Annotated in this window: 9 protein-coding genes; 2 read left to right on the top strand and 7 right to left on the bottom strand. The window is 62.8% G+C overall.

The window, feature by feature from the left end:
- The first annotated feature begins 748 nt into the window (after nt 1–748).
- Together IPK85_05600 and IPK85_05595 are read left to right on the top strand one after the other, a co-directional pair.
- Nucleotides 749–2,593, top strand: a complete 1,845-nt coding sequence (locus IPK85_05600; GenBank protein MBK8246858.1) for an Ig-like domain-containing protein — start codon at nt 749–751, stop codon at nt 2,591–2,593.
- A gap of 249 nt (nt 2,594–2,842) precedes the next feature.
- Nucleotides 2,843–3,835, top strand: coding sequence for a hypothetical protein (locus IPK85_05595; protein MBK8246857.1), 993 nt, complete (start codon nt 2,843–2,845; stop codon nt 3,833–3,835).
- Between the two features lie 225 nt (nt 3,836–4,060).
- On the opposite strand, the gene IPK85_05590 is transcribed toward IPK85_05595, so the two are convergent.
- The 7 genes from IPK85_05590 to IPK85_05560 form a co-directional block, all read right to left on the bottom strand.
- Nucleotides 4,061–7,069, bottom strand: a complete 3,009-nt coding sequence (locus IPK85_05590) for a type I restriction endonuclease subunit R (protein MBK8246856.1) — start codon at nt 7,067–7,069, stop codon at nt 4,061–4,063.
- 180 nt (nt 7,070–7,249) lie between these two features.
- Nucleotides 7,250–8,929 carry a putative DNA binding domain-containing protein gene (locus IPK85_05585; protein ID MBK8246855.1) on the bottom strand — a complete coding sequence of 560 codons (1,680 nt, stop codon included), beginning with the start codon at nt 8,927–8,929 and terminating at the stop codon, nt 7,250–7,252.
- Nucleotides 8,926–9,837, bottom strand: a complete 912-nt coding sequence (locus tag IPK85_05580; protein ID MBK8246854.1) for a hypothetical protein — start codon at nt 9,835–9,837, stop codon at nt 8,926–8,928. Before IPK85_05580 ends, IPK85_05585 begins: the two co-directional genes overlap by 4 nt.
- A 520-nt stretch (nt 9,838–10,357) precedes the next feature.
- Nucleotides 10,358–12,460, bottom strand: a complete 2,103-nt coding sequence (locus tag IPK85_05575) for a DUF262 domain-containing protein (GenBank protein MBK8246853.1) — start codon at nt 12,458–12,460, stop codon at nt 10,358–10,360.
- Entirely contained in the window at nt 12,457–13,647 is a 1,191-nt protein-coding gene (locus IPK85_05570) for a hypothetical protein (GenBank protein MBK8246852.1), read from the bottom strand. Before IPK85_05570 ends, IPK85_05575 begins: the two co-directional genes overlap by 4 nt.
- 2 nt (nt 13,648–13,649) lie before the next feature.
- The gene (locus IPK85_05565) at nt 13,650–15,950 is read right to left on the bottom strand and encodes an SAM-dependent DNA methyltransferase (protein MBK8246851.1); all 2,301 of its coding nucleotides are present in this window, start codon (nt 15,948–15,950) and stop codon (nt 13,650–13,652) included.
- 197 nt (nt 15,951–16,147) lie between these two features.
- Entirely contained in the window at nt 16,148–16,633 is a 486-nt protein-coding gene (locus IPK85_05560; GenBank protein MBK8246850.1) for a hypothetical protein, read from the bottom strand.
- Nucleotides 16,634–16,828: the final 195 nt, after the last annotated feature.

The following is a 16,828-nucleotide window of genomic DNA, read 5'->3' as shown; positions in this document are numbered from 1 at the left end:
GATCCCAGCCTCGTCGTGAAGGGGCCAGACACAGCGGCACATCGATGCCGACAGAAACTTGCACAGAGGGACCCCGAGGCTGTCGCTGAGGCGCTACGCAGCCTTCGCGCTGGAGAGCGTGGGCGACGTTGGTTCGTGCTTGAAGGCCCTTCACGACCCGATGCGCTTCTTGAGTGGCAGACTGGTGTGCTTTGCATCGAGGGAAAGCGCACAGAGGCGTCGTGTACCACGCAAACGACCTGGATGCGGCGTCGCAGTCAGCTCCTCCGGCATATGGACGCGGCTCTTGACCGCTTTCCACAAAAGGAAGTGCTTGGGTTACTAATTGTTGAAGGATCCGGCGGCGCCGACGCTACCGAACCCTCCGAGCACTGGAAGAGAGAGTGGGAGAGGCAAGGGGCGCTCGAGATGATCGCAGACAGCCTGCCACACCGCGATGCAAGTGAGCGCACACGCATCGGTCAGGGCCTCCTCGGCGTCACCACTTGGCAGGCCGTCTGTGCGGCTACCGGCGTAGGATGGAAGCACTTGCCTGATGCCGTCTGACCCCGCACAGAACGCGCTACCTCTTGCGGGTTGCACCACACACGTTGCTTGACCCTGCAAGGCAGGGCTTACTCGGGAGGAGCGGACGATGCGAAGGTTCGGCAGTATCTTACTGCTATCTGTAGCGGCATGCGGTGGAGGTGGGGACGGCTCAGGTAGCACCGCCCCGCCACCAGGACCGGCCCCTGTATCTGTGGTGCAGGTGAGTCTGACTAACGCAAGCATCATCGTAGGGGCGTCAATCCAGGCCTCGGCGACCTTGCGTGACGCCGCGGGCAACGCCCTTAGCGCCCGCTCAGTGACGTGGAGCTCATCCAATCAGGCGGTCGCGACGGTGAGTAGTACGGGGCTGATCACTGGCCTCGTCCCAGGCAGTTCCGTCATCACTGCGACGAGCGAGGGAGTCTCGGGATCTACCACGGTGACCGTCACACCACCGCCCGTTGCCTCGGTGCAGGTGACACTGGCCAGCTTGTCGATCGTGGTCGGAACGACGGCACAGGCACTAGCAACCGCTAAAGACGCAAGTGGGAACACGCTAGCAGCCCGGGTCTTCAGTTGGTCCTCCTCAAATCCGGCTGTGGCGACGGTCACCAGTGGGGGACTGGTGACTGGAATCGCGACCGGAACTACCCTCATCATCGCTACAAGCGAGGGGATATCAGGGTCGGTCGCAGCCACTGTCACGCCACCGCCCGTCGCCAGCGTGCAGGTGACCCTTGCCGCCGCCGCGATATCGCCAGGCGGAACGGCGCAGGCGTCAGCGGCACTTCGCGATGCAGCCGGGAATTCTCTCTCCGGCCGCACGATCACATGGGCGACCTCCAATCAGGCGATCGCGACGGTTTCAGCAACTGGGGCAGTAACCGGAGTAGCGCCTGGTACCGCAACGATTACTGCTACAAGCGAGGGAGTCACCGGGGCCGCAGCAGTTGCCGTGGTGCCTCAAGCGGTCGCCACGGTGACCGTCAGCTCCGCTCAGACTACCCTGACGGTTGGAGGCACTACTCAGCTCAATGCCACAGTCCGCGATGTCGGAGGAGCGACCCTCGCGGATCGACCTGTGTCTTGGGCCACCAGCACCAGCGCCATTGCCACGGTCTCGCCGACGGGCCTTGTGACTGCCGTGAGTGCGGGAGTCGCCATCGTCACAGCAACGAGCGAAGGGAAGGTCGGGTCCTTGCAGCTCACGGTCCTCGCGGCAACCCCCGCCTCGGTGACCGTCAGCCCCTCAAGTATGACCCTGACGCTGGGACAGACGGCCACGCTCACTGCGACGGTCCGTGATGCTGCGCTGAACATTCTAACGAATCAGGCGGTCACGTGGTCCTCATCGAATCCTGCCGCCGTTACGGTACTCCAGTCAGGACAGATGACGGCGGTCGGCGCCGGTACCGCAACCATCTCCGCGACGTCGGGTGGGCGCAGTGGCACGGCATCAGTCACCGTGACTGCCACGCCCGTGGCGTCAATCACGCTGAGTGCTTCTGCAATCACCATGGCGGCGGGCGAGGTGCGCGTCGTGATCGCGACGGCGAAGGACGCCGCTGGAAATGTTCTCTCGGGTCGGTCCGTAGCGTGGACGTCGACAGACCTCAATGTTGTCGACGGCAGCGTGTTTGGGGATACAGCTGTGATCACGGGGCTTGTGGCAGGGAGTGCAGTAATTGGTGCGTCGGTCGAAGGAAAGTCGGCGTCGGTTGTCGTCACGGTCGTCGCCCCTTCGTCGTCGGTATGCAGCGCCATCGCCGGTGCATCGCTTGTAGGTGACGATGGTCAATACCTCGGTCGCTTCACCAATCGCTTTGATAGCCAGTCCGTGCTCAATCAGTTCGGCAACTACGGAAGCCAGTACTCCAGCACGTCGACCAACAACAAGTACGGCCAGTATGGAAGCGCGTATTCCAGCCTTTCAGCGCGAAACCCCTACGCCTCACGGCCTCCGATCATCGTCAAGAACGGGCAAGCCCTTGCCTTCTACACCACCAACCAGTTCAAGACACCTGGGGTCAGCCCAGCCTACGCATTGACCTGCAGCTTTCCATAGCCTGCCCATTCACGTGACTCGCCTAAACAGCACGTTGGGGCGCTGCGCAATGTCGCGCATACGGTGCGGAGCCGACACGAACGTGGGGTGAGCCGTCTAGGCCCCCTCGGCAACGCACTCCTGAGGCATCATGCACCTAACACTTCAAAGGTACACCCGGAGGATCAGATCGTGAGAAACTCAAGAGCGTGGTTTTCAGTGGGTGCGATTCTCTTTGTCTCCGGGTGCGCCGTACCTGATGCGAGCAGGATGATTGCACCCGGCCCGGGGATGGCAACAACAAATGCTCAAGACAGCCACGCAGGCACTCTGGAGTACCTCAGCTTGCCTGTCGGTGCCTCGAGTGGACACGCAGCTGCCATTACTGACGCAGGGTACATCGCTGGCACCGTCGCCTACGCGGCGGGCGGATGCAGCGTCGTGCTGTGGGATCCGCATGGGTTACCGCGCGAGCTTGGGTTTTGCGGGGCGGTGGCCGGAATCAATGAGCGCCTGCAGATTGCCGGGACGATGTCAAGCCAGCAGGCGTTCCTTTGGGGTGCTTCGGAGGGATTGCGGCTGTTGCGGTCTCCCTACGGCGGCTGGAGTCGCGCGAGCGACCTCAGCGAGCATGGCTGGGTGGTGGGGGCCATGGCGGATCTGAGCGGTGGGCAGACTGCTTTCGTGTGGAATCGTGGCAGCGGCGTCCGCGACCTAACCCGTTTGCTGGGGAGGAAGACACCAGTTGCAACGGGTGTGAACTCTTCCGGCGATGTCATTGGTAGCAAGTTCAACAGGTTTCTCGGCAGTTTCGTCTGGAATGAGCGCTCCGGCATCCGCCTGGTCCCGCTGCTCGACTCCACTCGATGGCGACTACTTTCTGCCGACTACTCCGGAATGGGTGCACGCATCAGTGATGGCGGACTGATCGTAGGTGAGGACGCTCGGTACTTCGGTGACACTCACGCCGTTCTGTGGCCAGTTAGTGGTCCTCCGATCGACCTCGGCATGGTGGATTGCTGCTCGATCGGCTATTCGCGGTCGATTGCGCTGAGTGAGACAGGCGTGGTGGTTGGTCACAGTCACGGGGCCGTCGATCCTGGCGAGCGACCCTTCGTATGGACGGCAACGGACGGCATTCGTGAACTCACCAACCCGAATTACTCGTGTGGTGTATCTGACGTCAGTCGCTCGGGGGGAGCCGCAGTTGGCTCCTGTGGTTCCCTGCCGGTAAAGTGGTTACTGACGGCTGGGACGCCCTGACTGAGCGCGGTGTCGTCACGTCGAAGGCAGTCGAGCGCCTGACCCACGGCCAACAGCTGGGGATGGCGACATTCAGACTCGTCACAAACCCCGCGCCGTGCCGACCCGCACCTACGAACACTGGAGCATGAGCTTGGCCCGCGGCACGTTGGGCGGCGGGGGACCATTCCGGGCCTTCACGGTCGTCGTTGACTGTACGCTGGATCAGAAGCGCCTCAGCGCACGCTATGCGTTGGTGATCGCATACACCATATCGCCCACAAACCGCTTGAACGAGTCGTTCTCGACGTACTGCTTGTAGACCTGCGTATCGTCCTTCAAGAGGTGCTGCATGATCCTCGCCAACGCCTGATCGTGCGCCATCCGCGCCGTGTGGGGCGTGTTCTCCTTCGCGTTCTGGTAGGCCGGATCGGCGGCGACCTTCGGCGCGATGTCCTCCCGGATGCGTTTCGTCACCCGATCAGTGTCGGTGAACAGGGTGCCGAACTGCTCGTTGAACGACTTCAGGATGTTGCTCAAGCGATCCATCTCGGGCTCGGGCTTTCGTCCACCCCCGTCCGTCGGCACGGGCTCGATCTCGGCGTCAGCGTCGGCCAAAGCGATCTTCATGGCCGCCTTCTTCTCGACGCGGTAGCTGTCCATGTCGATGGCCTCGAGGATCCCCTTGGCGAGGTCCTCCTCCTTCGGCGCCGGCAGCTTGGGGGTGAGCAGATTCAGGAAGATCGAGAGCTTTTCCCATTCAGCGTTGTTGTACGGGATCAGCGACGAGAGAAAGGCGTAGGTGCGACAGAACACCTTGGCCTTGCCCTTGAAGTCCACTTGGCCGTCCTCGTCGAGCCTTTGCTCGTAGACCGACACGCAGGCATCGAGGATCGGGTCCAGCTTGTCGCGGTCCGCGCCGCCGAGGAACAACTCTACCAACTGCTGCACCTGTTCCGGTGAATACACCTGGGCCGCATCGAGCGCCGCCTTGAGGTCGTGCAGCTTGTTCGGGTCGGTCTCCTCGGCGAGCAGCGTCGTCCGGTAGTAGTCCTGGAAGGCGAAGGTGATCGGCTCGCTGTTGTTCTGGAAGTCGAGCACAAAGCAGTCGTGCTTCTGGGGGTGCGCGCGGTTGAGACGAGAGAGCGTCTGCACCGCCTTGATGCCCGAGAGCGCCTTGTCGACGTACATCGTGTGCAGCAGTGGCTCGTCGTAGCCTGTCTGGAACTTGTCGGCGCAGATCAGGAACCGATATGGATCGGCCTGGATCTCCTCGGCGATATCGCCGCTAGGGAATCCGTTGAGCGAGGCCTCGGTGACCTTGGCTCCGCCGTATTCGTGCTCGCCGGAGAAGGCGACGATGGCCTGGTACGGGCTTTTCCGCTCCACCAGGTACGCCTTGAACGCATGGAAGTACTGGATCGCGCGCTCGATGCCGCTGGTGACGACCATTGCCCGTGCCTGCCCGCCGATCTTCCCGGTCGCCAGCACCTGCTCGTGAAAATGGTCCACCATGATCTCGGCCTTGAGCCGGATCGCGTGGTCATGGCTTTCCACGTATCGGCGGAGCTTCTTCTGCGCCCGTTTGGTGTCGAACTCCGGGTCGTCCTCGGTCTTCTTGACCAGCTTGTAGTAGCTCTCCACCGGCGTGTACGCCTTGAGCACGTCGAGGATAAAACCTTCCTCGACTGCCTGTTTCATCGTGTAGCTGTGGAATGGCTGGTGCCTCACCTTGCCCTCAGCATCGGGCGGCAGCGGCTCGCCGAACATCTCCAGGGTCTTGTTCTTGGGCGTGGCGGTGAACGCGAAGTAGCTGGCGTTGGTCAGCATCTTGCGCGCCGCCATGCGCTTCTCAAGGGCGGCGTTCACGGTGTCCTCGGGGTCGGGTCCCTCGTCGTCGTCTGCGGGAGCGCCGAGCGCCTGGCTCATGGCGGCCGTGGTCTTGCCGCCCTGGCTGGAGTGCGCCTCGTCGATGACGATGGCGAAGGTCTTGCCGCCCTCGGTCGCGATCTCGTCGAGGATGACGGGAAACTTCTGCACCGTCGAGACGATGATCTTCTTCCCTTCCTCGATGAAGCGGCGCAGGTCGCCAGATCGCTCGGCGTGGCCCACGGTCGCGCCCACCTGCATGAACTGCTTGATGGTCGTCTGGATCTGGTGGTCGAGCAGGCGCCGGTCGGTGACCACGATGACCGAGTCGAAGATCTCCTTCTCGTCACGCTTCAGGCCGATGAGCTGGTGCGCGAGCCAGGCGATGGAGTTCGACTTGCCGCTACCCGCCGAGTGCTGGATCAGGTAGCGCTTGCCCGCGCCGTGAGCGCGTACGTGGTCCAGGGTCTGCCGCACCAGGCTCAATTGGTGGTACCGCGGCCACACCTGCTTGCGCTTCTTCTTTCCGGTCTTCGGATCCTTCTCCTCGACGATCTGTGCGTAGTTCTCGAGGATGTTCGTGAGCCCCGCCGGAGTCAGCGCCTCCTTCCAGAGGTAGTCGGTCTTGAGGCCGTTCGGGTTGGGCGGGTTGCCCGCGCCGTCGTTGTGCCCCTTGTTGAACGGCAGGAACCAGGAGCTCTTGCCGCGCAGCTCGGTGCACATCCGCACTTCGCTGTCGTCCACGGCGAAGTGAACCACGCAGCGTCCGAACTCGAACAGCCGTTCGCGCGGGTCGCGGTCGCGCTTGTACTGCTGGACGGCGTCCTCGACGGTCTGCTTGGTGAGGGAGTTCTTGAGCTCGAACGTGGCGATGGGCAGGCCGTTGATGAACAGGCAGAGGTCGAGCGCGCGGCGCGTCTCGTCCATGCTGTAGGCGAGCTGCCGCGTGATCGAGAAGCGGTTCTCGGAGTGCAGCTTCTCCGCCCTGGCGTTTCCCGGCGACGGCGTGCCGTAGAAGAGGTCGAAGTGTACCGGTCCGTGGCCCACGCCCTTCCGCAGGACGTCGATCACGCCGCGTTTGCCGACCTCGCCGGAGAGGCGGGCGAGGAACTTGAGACGGTTGATGTCCTTCGGGTCGTTCGCGTTCGCCAGAGCCAGCTTCTTGAACGCCTCCGGCTGGGTCACTTCCAGGAAGGCGAAGAGCTGCGGCACGTCGATCGCATGCGCGCGGTCGTAGTCCTGCGGGCTGCCGGCGGTGTAGCCCGTGCCCCCGTAGGGAGGCGGCCGCTCAGCGACTCGCCCGCGGACAGCGCCAAGGCCGTCGGTGCCGGTCATGTGCCGCATGATCAGCGTTTCGAGGCCCTTCTCGCTGGTGTCGGTTGTCACGGATTGCGGCTCCTGGCGCCAACGAAAGTGACAGGTGGTATGGTCCGGCTTTGCCAGCTCCCTTTACTAAAACCTTTGCTAAAACGTCAACTTGATTCGGGCCGTTAGCAAAGGGCTAACGCATTGGTATGACGGTACTTACGCGGATTGTGTTGCCACGCGCAATTGGTTTGGCATCGACTAAGTCTTACCTGATGAAGGGTCTGCCTTGACCCACTTGGGATCCGTCCGGCTACCCAGGTTCGCAACCTGGCCGCTTCGCCGAAGCTCCTGAAGCAAGTTGTGCACCCTGCGACGCTTCTGCATCGGGGACAGGCGATCCGGCAGCTTCGGAAGGAGGAGCTCATCCACCTCCCGGCGCCCCACCGGTCCATGCTGATTCAAGAGCGCCAGGATCAGGTCCAGGTAGTAGCGCTTGTCGAGGCCGCGATCTCGGATGTGCCGGGCCACGTCTCCGGTCGCCTTGGCCACGGTCCCCGAGACAATCACGTTCGGATACCGGCCCTCGACCAGGCCTGCCGCCTTGAGCCGCTTGTGCTCATCGCGCTCGATGGGCCGACCCTTCTGCACCCGGTCGAGCAGCATGACCTGCGGCAGTGTCAGCCCGGGCTGCTCCATCAGCAGCCTGGTGTAACGCTCGTCCAGGATTCGCCCCGAGATGCTCACGCTGACCTGGCCTTCGGTCTCGAGGTCGTAGTCAGGCAGCGGGAACGACCGCCGGCGCTGCGTTTCGAACATCCGCTTGATGCCGCCCCCCTGCGTGTCGATCATGTTCAGCTCGACCATGGCGTCGGCGAGGAAGGGGTTGCGGTAGTGCAATTGCGGTGCGTCCTGCGCGATCACGGTCTCCACGCTGCCCGGCAAAAAGGCGCCTGCGTTGGTGACCAGCACACGATCTGGGAATTCGACCACCGCGACCCGCGCGTGGCGGCGGTAATCCTGGTGCGCAATGCTGTTGTGGATCGCCTCGCGGAGCACCCAGGGGTCGTATTGCGTCAGCTCCTGAGGGAACAGAGTCCCGCTCGGCAGCGCCCGCACGGTCAGGTTACGCAGCCGCCGTAGCAGTCGATCGCCGGCGAGCAGGAATGGTGGGCCGAGGTGCTCGTAGTCCAGCTCACCGTTCTCTGCGTCTTTCAGAATCCACGAGATTTTCGCCACGGCCGGGGCGAGCAGGGTCGCCGCCTCGGGGCGGCCAAGGAGCAGTACCGCGGTGTTCGTCACTTCACCACCGCGGAGGAGCCGTGCCTTGCTCAGGAAGGTGAGATCATCCCAGCGTGGTAGGTCGTCGGCCTGGGCCGGGTGCTTGATCAGGAATTGTTCTCGCGCCTTGGCGATCGCTTCAGGATCGAGGTCGGCGAGGGTCGCTCGCGGACACACTTCCGCCGACCAGTCGTCGCCACGCGTCCACAGGGCGCGCTCTTTCTCCGGATGCTTGTTCAACTCGGTCTTGCTCGTGCCGGCTCGGCAAAATCCCTTGCCGAAGAACGTGGTCGGTCGGTCCCGCGACGGCCCGACGGCCAGGATCACCACGAGCCCCGCGGGGTGGTCTACGACGTGGACATCAACGCCGGGATTGGGTTGCAGGTAGGCTCCCAGCCAGGGAAGCAGGTCCTGGTTCCCCTTGGCCTTGGCGGTGTACGGATCGAACTGTGTGCCCACGACCTCGTGTGTGCCATCCTCGACTCCGTAGACGAGGTAACCCCGGGGCTGACTGCGCAGGCACGCCTCGTTTGAGAGCGCCGACAGGTACTCGCCGATGTCTTGAGGCTCGGCATAGTTGCGCTTGAACTCCAGCCACTCGGTTTCGGCGGGGAGTGCGCGCAGGCGGTCGACCAGCGCCACGAGGTCTTGGTCGTTCACTCGACCCCTGCCTCCTCATCGGCGGCGTCGACGATCTCGCCGTCCAAGGCGGCTACGTCATCAGTGGCGTCGAGCGGAGCTTCGTCGGGGAGCTCCGCGGCGGCCTCGCGGACGTCGAGCTTCCCTGTTACCACATCGGCGACGAGGCGGGTGCGGTATTCGCGGAGGAGTTCGATCTCGCGTTCCATGCGGAAGATGGCGACGTTTGCCGGCTGGGTCGCGACGGCAATGTCCGCGACGATGCACTCCTGTTCAGGAACAGGGGGCATCCAGACCCACAAGTTCTTCAGGACGCCTTGTCCAATGTTCTGCATGGAACTACTTGCCCCGTTTGTGCTGCTCTCGATCTGCTCACGACAGGGTTTCGCGCGAAGCGCAAGCACGAGGAACTTCGCGTTGAAAGAGTCTCCTACCGCACGAAAACGGAAGAGTTTGTCGCATAGGATTCGCCTTGGGGGAGGATTCTCAGCAACGGCCGCAAGTCCGAGAAGCTCGCGTGTGTTCGCTCGGCTTACCAGAATATCACCATCTCGGACTTCCAGGCTGTGGTCAGGTTGAAGCGATGAAGGCAGCTTCTTGTTCTGCGCTGGTGAGAAGACCTCCTTGTTGACGCACCCAACTTTGAGCACGCCCCATTCGTCCCCACTCGCGGGCTGCGCATCGCACTGAGGAGACCAGCCCTGTTCGATGGGCGAGATACAGTGTTTCAACCTTCGCACCTCCCAATGCTGCGGAATGTCGCCGAGCCAGAGGATGCCGGAGGGTTTGAGGGGGACGGAGGGGTCGAGGCCGCGGGTGACGGCGCGGTGGATGATGGCCTGCTTCTGTTCGTTGAGCAGCGCGATCACCTTCCGCTTCGCGCGGATCGCCCGCTCCAGCCGCCCGTTCGCCCAGTCCAGAAACCGCACAATCGCCGCCTGCTCGTCGGGGAGGGGGGAAGCGGGATTGGTGCGTCAAGAAACGCTGTATCCGTCAGCTGTAGACGGGAAATCCAGACACCTTTGGATCTGACCTGCAGTTCCCAGTGAAACCGTGATGAACGGACCAGCTCATGCAGAAAGCGAGGATTGATTTGCGCTGATGGACGGCTTCGATACACGCTGTAGGCCGTGCTGATGATTCCATGATGCTGGGACACGCCCAATCCGCCGGCCCAGGCCCAGAGACTGTTGATGACCAAGTCTCCGGGCCAACACAACTTGTGACCAGCATAGGACTCCGCCTTGAACATCGTCACATTGGCGGTACGGCGAGGAACTACTCCGCGAGCGGAGCTGACAGTGAGAAGCTCCTCTCTTCCGGTCTTCGACCGTTCGTCGATGGTGACCAGGTAGGATTTCCCACGCTTTGTAACCCAATGCTCCGGCACCTGTCCGAGCCAAGGCAGCCCTGACTCCTTGTACTCCGCATACGGCCTGAGGTCGGCGATCACGCCTGGCCTCCGTCGCCCATCTGGCGCTCGAACGACTGGCGCACGAGGCCCATGACGTAGGGCAGCTCGTCGAGCGACTTGATGCCAACCTCCACATCGCCGTTGCCCCATCGGCCCATACCGGCCACATCTCGGCACAAGCCCTTCGGATCGTTGATCTCGGCAAAGGTCATGTTCAGGGTCAGGATGAGCCGTTTGGCTTGAGGCACCACATCGACAAAGTTCGTCTCGGCCTTGTAGGCGACGTACAGCTTCTTGAACTCCTCGATGACGCAGGGATCGAGCGCGAGCACTTCTTTCCGGAAAGCGTCGAATACGCCGCGCATGCCACCCGTGCTCAGGTGCGGATGATCCTCGATGCTGTAGCCGCCGATGGCGGCCGCTTTCTCGGGCAGATACACGGCGAGCCTAGCGGCATCGAGCCTGGGCGCGGTCCACACCGTGAGCGCCTGATCGGCGAGCCGACCGGCGCGGTCCTGAATGGCGGCTTCGTCCCAGGCGGCGAGCTGGCCGATGCCGGCGTTGAGCTTGAGCGGGCTCTCCTTGAAGCCGCCCTTCATGTCGCGCTTCTCGGCGAAGGGGCGATCGCTGTACTCGGCGTTGTAGCCGGTGAGCGTGAGGTTGCCGAGGGTGTGCAGCCACTGCTGCTGCACGCGCTGCCACTCATTCCCAAGCGCCTGCTTCCACGCTGCCGGGAGATCCGGGTTCTGCGGCAGGATGTGCTCGATCGTGTACTCATCCATCGGCACGCGCTCCTTTCGGCCGTGGTTCTCCAGCCGGCGCAGCCAATAGCTCCGGCTGCGGAAGTTGTAGACGTCGCGGGTCTGCAGGTCGCGCCGGAACTCGTCGTCGGCCGGGAAGCGGCGATAGGAGGGCAACGTCAGGAAGTGCGCCTGGATGCTCTCGAGGTAGCGGTCCTTCTTCAGCGCCTTGCCGAAGGTGGCGAAGGTTTTGTTCATCGAGTTGGTGGGGATCGCGCAGATGGCGCGTCGGAACACGTAGGCCTCCACGAGCCGCACCGCGACGGCGAAGTCGGCGGCGCTGAGCGTGCCGGTCGCGTAGTCGTGGTACAGCTCGAGCAGGAACGGGTAGGCGACATCGACCCTCAGCTCGCGCAGGTCGTGGAAGGCCATGCCGAGCGTCGCGTCCTGGTCGCGGCCCAGCGCGAGGGCGCAGAAGTAGCGGGCGAACGCGCGGATCTCCTTTACCAGCGCCTCAATGCCCGCGACTCGCACAGGCGTGGTGCGGGAGTAGTCCTTGAACGCCTCGTAGACCTCGCGCTCACGTGGGATGTCCCCCGTTCGCACGGTCAGATAGTGGCGCATGAAGCTGTCGAACTGGGTCCCGTATGCCTCTTGTCCGAAGTCCTGCTCCATCGGCCGCCAGTACTCCTCGTACAGGCGCGTTTGGAGCCCGGGTTCGAGGCCCATGAGGATGAAGTTGCGGATCAGATCGGCCTGGCTCAGCTCCTTGCCGGTGGAGTTCATGCTCTCGAAGATGAGCTGCGGGTTGTCCTGATCTCGGCTGAGCGCGATGTCCACGACCACCAACTTGGCGAGGCCGCGGCAGACCGGGGCGAGATCGCCCTTCTGTTCGGCGAGCAGCTCGGTGAACAGGTCGAAGTTCTGCGTCACGCGCAGCGACGGCTCTTTGGGCTGCTCGGTGTGCTTGATGACCGCCTTGAGCGAGGCATTGTCGGTCTGTGAGAGCAGCAACTTGAAGTAGCGGTCGCCGCTCTCAAGCGGGTTGCTCAGGAAGTAGTGGCGCAGCTTGGCGGCGGAGAAGCCATCCACAGGCTCGCCGTCGCCCAGCGCGCGGGCCAGCGCCTCGATGAGCAGTGACACGGTAGTCAGGCGCTGTTGGCCGTCGATCACGAGCAAGGGCGCCTGGTGCGTGACCTGCGACAGCCCCTGCTCGACGTAGACGATCGATCCGATGAAGTGCACGGCGATGGCGTCGCTCGACCCGGCGCGGAGGATGTCGTCCCAGAGCTGACGGCACTGCTTGTCGGTCCAGGAGTAGGTGCGCTGATAGATCGGAATGACGAACTGCGGTGACTTCTGCAGGAAGCTCAGCAGCTTGGCTTCGGTGGCCTTCATTTCCTTCTCCGCAGAGTCGTTGCACCGGCATTGCGCTTGCTGTTCGACGCGATGGAATGCGTTGCCGTCGGCTCCTGCACGTGAGCCACCGCACGGACGATGTGGGCACGCGATCTGGCGCGCTCCGCAACGTTAGCTTCTTCATTCGTCTGTCGAAGCCACTCGAAGAAGCGTTGAATCCCATGACGCGTATTCGTTGCGTCGCGACAGTTCGTAATGAAGGCGAACTGAACCTTTTGAACAGGGTCTGCGACGAAGACGCCAAAGGGCGCAGATACGATGGTGGCGTCGGGGAACCCGAGCAGTTTCGCCGCTTGAGGTTCCGTCGCAGTCTTGTGGCAAGCGATGACATGCAGGGGGCCGCCTACGTCGTCCCTGAGGTTGTCCGAAAGCTCGTGGTCGCGAAGGAATGGCTGCCCAACCATCTCCCGTGCTGGTCCGACGGTCAGGGCAGCCGGAATAGCGTGGACTTGAGCGAGAACCCGCAGGCCGTTGAGCCAGACGAAGACGCAGCCCTTCGAGTCCTCGGCCGCTGGCCGTGCCAGAAGCGCGGCTTTGACGACTGCAACCATCTCACTCTGGCGGGCGCGAAAGTCGAGTCGCGACCAGTCGAGAGCTGCGCCACTGGAGTACTTGCCCCTCGCGGCATCCGCGACGCCCGCCTGGGCGAGGGCAATGACAGCATCATTCAGCGCTTCACGGACGCGTGCCTTGAGGGTCTCTGCGTCGTTGACCGTACCGCCGCGAAAGAGGCCCTGCTTCTTCATCTCTTCCTGAAAGCGTCGGTTGCGATGGCCAGCCTCGTCGTCAGTAATCGGCACATCAGGCAAGGCGATGAGTCGGACCTTTGCTGGCGCCATAGAGAGCCCCGTCATCATCTCAGCATGACAGATCCCTACCTCGCCCCCGTTTGCTGCCCATCCGGCATCACCATTGCTGAGGACGATGAGGACGTGACAGTCCTGAGCCGCTTGAAGGCAGACATCCCATGAGTCCCATGTCCCACCCTTTGGCGGAGTGTCCTCGTTGATCCACACTTCGAACGCCTTCCGGCCGGCGATTTCCATCCGCTCGATCTCATCCTTCAACTCTAGACGGATGTCAGACAGCTTCCGGCCCCCGGCCTGCGGGAACATCGTCTCGCACCTGCTGGAGATCATCACTTGAAGCTTGCGGGATCCAGCCATGTTCACTTTGCTCCTTTCAGCAGACCGTCCAGGATCCCTTCGGCTTCCTTCTCGATGAAGAGGATATCGGCACTGATCTCCTCCAGCGTGCGCAATGGCTGCGGCTTGTAGAAGTGACGCGTGAAGCTGATCTCGTACCCGATCTTCGTGGCGCCGTCCTTGACCCAGGCGTCTGGTGTGTACGGCAGCACCTCGCGTCGGATGAAGGCCTCGATGCCACCATCATCCAAGAGCGGCACCTGCTCCGTGTCGCGCAGGTCAGGGTCTGGCTCGTACTCGACGATGGCAGGCTTGCCCTCTACTGTCGCCTCGTAGAGGCCATGGAGTGGGTCCGCCTTGGCCTTGCCAGGCTTGTGCACCTTGGCGATGACGGGGGGCGCCGTCTCGACGCGCCAGCTCACGGCTTTGAGAAGCTGTTTCAGGTCGGCGGCGGCGAGCTTGACGCCGGCCTCTTCCAGTGCGGCGTCCACTCTATCCCGGAACAGGTTGTGGTCCTCGAACAGGGCATCACCGAGCGTAGCACGGAGCGTCGTGGCGGCATCGACCAGGCGACTGTCGCGCTCCCACGTTCTGGGGTCGAGCAGCTTCTTGCGCTTCTTCTCGGGAAGGCCCTTCGTGGCGCTTCCCCCCTCTTCGTCATCACCTTCGTCCTCATCATCGCCCCAGTCGGCCAGGCGCTTCTCCAGCGCTGGTGACACCTTGGAGAAGTGGGTGAAGAGGTCGTCGCCGAATACTTCGTACAGTGGCGCGCGAATGTCCTGGTCGCCCGAGGTGAAGCGCAGCGTCTCGATCGCCTTGAGGGTGAGCTGGCTGTGGAGGCGAAGCGGGCGCTCGACAGTGACCTTCCAGTAGCCGAAGGCAGCATTGGGGAAGATCTTCGACTCGGGCGTTTCCTTGAAGTCGAGGAAGGTGCTGTTGATGCGTGCGATGTCCTCAGGCGAGAGCTCGCAGTTCTTCTTGCCGAGGTTCTTGCGCAGCGACTTGAACCACTGGCTGGCGTCGATGAGCTGCACCTGGCCCTTGCGGTGCGTGGGCTTCTTGTTCGACAGGACCCAGACGTACGTGGCGATGCCGGTGTTATAGAAGAGGTTGAGCGGCAACGCGACGATGGCCTCCAGCCAGTCGTTCTCGATCAGCCAGCGGCGGATGTTGCTCTCGCCCTGGCCGGCATCGCCGGTGAACAGCGACGAGCCATTGTGGACCTCGGCGATCCGGCTGCCCAGCGCCGACTTGGCGTTCATCTTGGCGGCCATGTTGGCCAGGAAGAGCATCTGGCCATCACTTGAACGGGTGACCAGCGACAGCTCCTCGCCGTTGTGCATCACCTTGAAGCGCGGGTCGCGCATGCCGTCCTTGCCGCCCATCGTTTCGAGATCCTTCTTCCAGCTCTTCCCGTACGGCGGGTTGGCGAGCATGAAGTCGAACTCCTGCGCCGGGAACGCATCGTGCGCGAGTGTTGACCACTCCGCGCCGCCCACGATGTGGTCGGCGCTCTCGCCTTCGCCCTTGAGGAGCATGTCCGCCTTGCAGACCGCGTAAGTCTCGGGGTTGATCTCCTGACCATAGAGTAGGGACCTGACCTGCTGGCCGCGCTTGGCGCCGATGGCCGTGAGCGTCTCCTCGGCCACCGTCAGCATGCCGCCGGTGCCACACGCGCAATCGTAGAGCAAATAGGTGCCGGACTTGATCTGGTCCTCGATCGGCAGGAACACGAGGTTCGCCATCAGACGGACCGCATCGCGCGGCGTCCAGTGTTCTCCTGCCTCTTCGTTGTTCTCCTCGTTGAACTTGCGGACCAGCTCCTCAAAGACGGTCCCCATGGCGTGGTTGTCGATGCCCGCCGGGGAAAGGTCGATCGCTGGGTCGAGGAACTTGGAGATCAGTGTGCCAATGGCATCGGCCTTGGACAGTGTCTGGAGTTGGTTGCGGAACTTGAAGTTCTCGAGAATGTCGAGGACGTTGGGCGAGAAGCCGTTGAGGTAGTCCTCAAAGTCGGCCAGGAGTTGCTGCTGACTCGCCCGCGACTTGAGGTCGCGCAGGGTGAACTTCGAGGTGTTGTAGAAAGCTTGCCCCGCGGCGTCGCACAGCGCGGCGCGTTGCTCGGTGATGCGTGCCTCGTCGAGCATCTTCTTGGTCTCGAGCACCTTCTGCTTGGCCGGCTCCAACACCGCATCCATACGGCGGATGACGCACATCGGCAGGATGACGTCGGGGTACTTGCCGCGCTTGAAGAGGTCACGCAGGACATCATCGGCGATGCCCCAGATGAACGAGACGATCTTGTTATGGGTGGCTTGGTCCACTAGTCAGCTATCTCCAGCGCATACGTTGGGGGGTGACGGCCGCCGGCGGCGTCAAGCCGACCCGATTACGGCTGTCGACGATCTACGGGAACGCACGTCGTCCGCTCGGGAGCGCTTTGCTTGGGCTGAAACTGGCGCCCAATGGACGCGGCGAGCCTGCGATACGACAGCCCCGCCGGTTGTGAGCCCCACACTTCCTATCCAGCATCTGAGTCATGGTACTCGACCAGCTTCTCAGGAAGGTCGTCTCGGTTCAGATACGATAGTACGACGCGCGGATTGTTCTTCACAAGGAATCCAAACACCTTCAGTTCGTCGGCATCCTTGAGCAGCGAGTAATCTTGCACCGTGTTGTAGAACTTGTGATCAGGTCCCAGCACCTGAGAGAGGTTGAACGGCCGATCCAGGCGCTCCATCCAATAGAGCTCGACCATCACCCCAAATCGCTCGCCCGCACTGACTCCAGGGAAATGCGCGTCAAGCTCCAGCGTTGTTGCCGGCCGTACGGCGAGAATCTTAGCGACGAACTGAATCTGGGCTTCGCTGGACGTGCAATCCTCACGATTCTTGCTTAGCAACACAACCTGCCCCACTTCGACCTCGCGCGGACGATAGGGGAACGCGTGAAGCGACTGCTTCACGACACGAAGGTAGGTCTGGCCCGACGCCTTGAATAGGAACATCGCTATCGGTGGTGTTGGCGAACGGAGCTCTACAAAGCCCTCGCAGCTCCCGCCACGTGGACGTGGAGCGCGCACAGGGTGATTGACGCCTTCTCACCGGAATCTGCGCCGCCCGAGACGCTCCGTCGAGTGGTCTCAGCCAAGTGCAGGGATGCCGGTCGGAGCTGCGCCCCGACGGACGGAACCACGGGGGCC

It is taken from the genome of Gemmatimonadota bacterium (assembly GCA_016712265.1).
GTDB lineage: Bacteria > Gemmatimonadota > Gemmatimonadetes > Gemmatimonadales > Gemmatimonadaceae > RBC101.
This window is presented reverse-complemented; position numbering and strand designations above follow the sequence as displayed.

Coding starts and splice junctions, on each gene's coding strand:
- IPK85_05595 (MBK8246857.1), top strand. CDS start 2,843: ATGATTGCACCCGGCCCGGGGATGGCAACAACAAATGCTCAAGACAGC.
- IPK85_05575 (MBK8246853.1), bottom strand. CDS start 12,460: ATGAAGGCCACCGAAGCCAAGCTGCTGAGCTTCCTGCAGAAGTCACCG.
- IPK85_05570 (MBK8246852.1), bottom strand. CDS start 13,647: ATGGCTGGATCCCGCAAGCTTCAAGTGATGATCTCCAGCAGGTGCGAG.
- IPK85_05560 (MBK8246850.1), bottom strand. CDS start 16,633: ATGTTCCTATTCAAGGCGTCGGGCCAGACCTACCTTCGTGTCGTGAAG.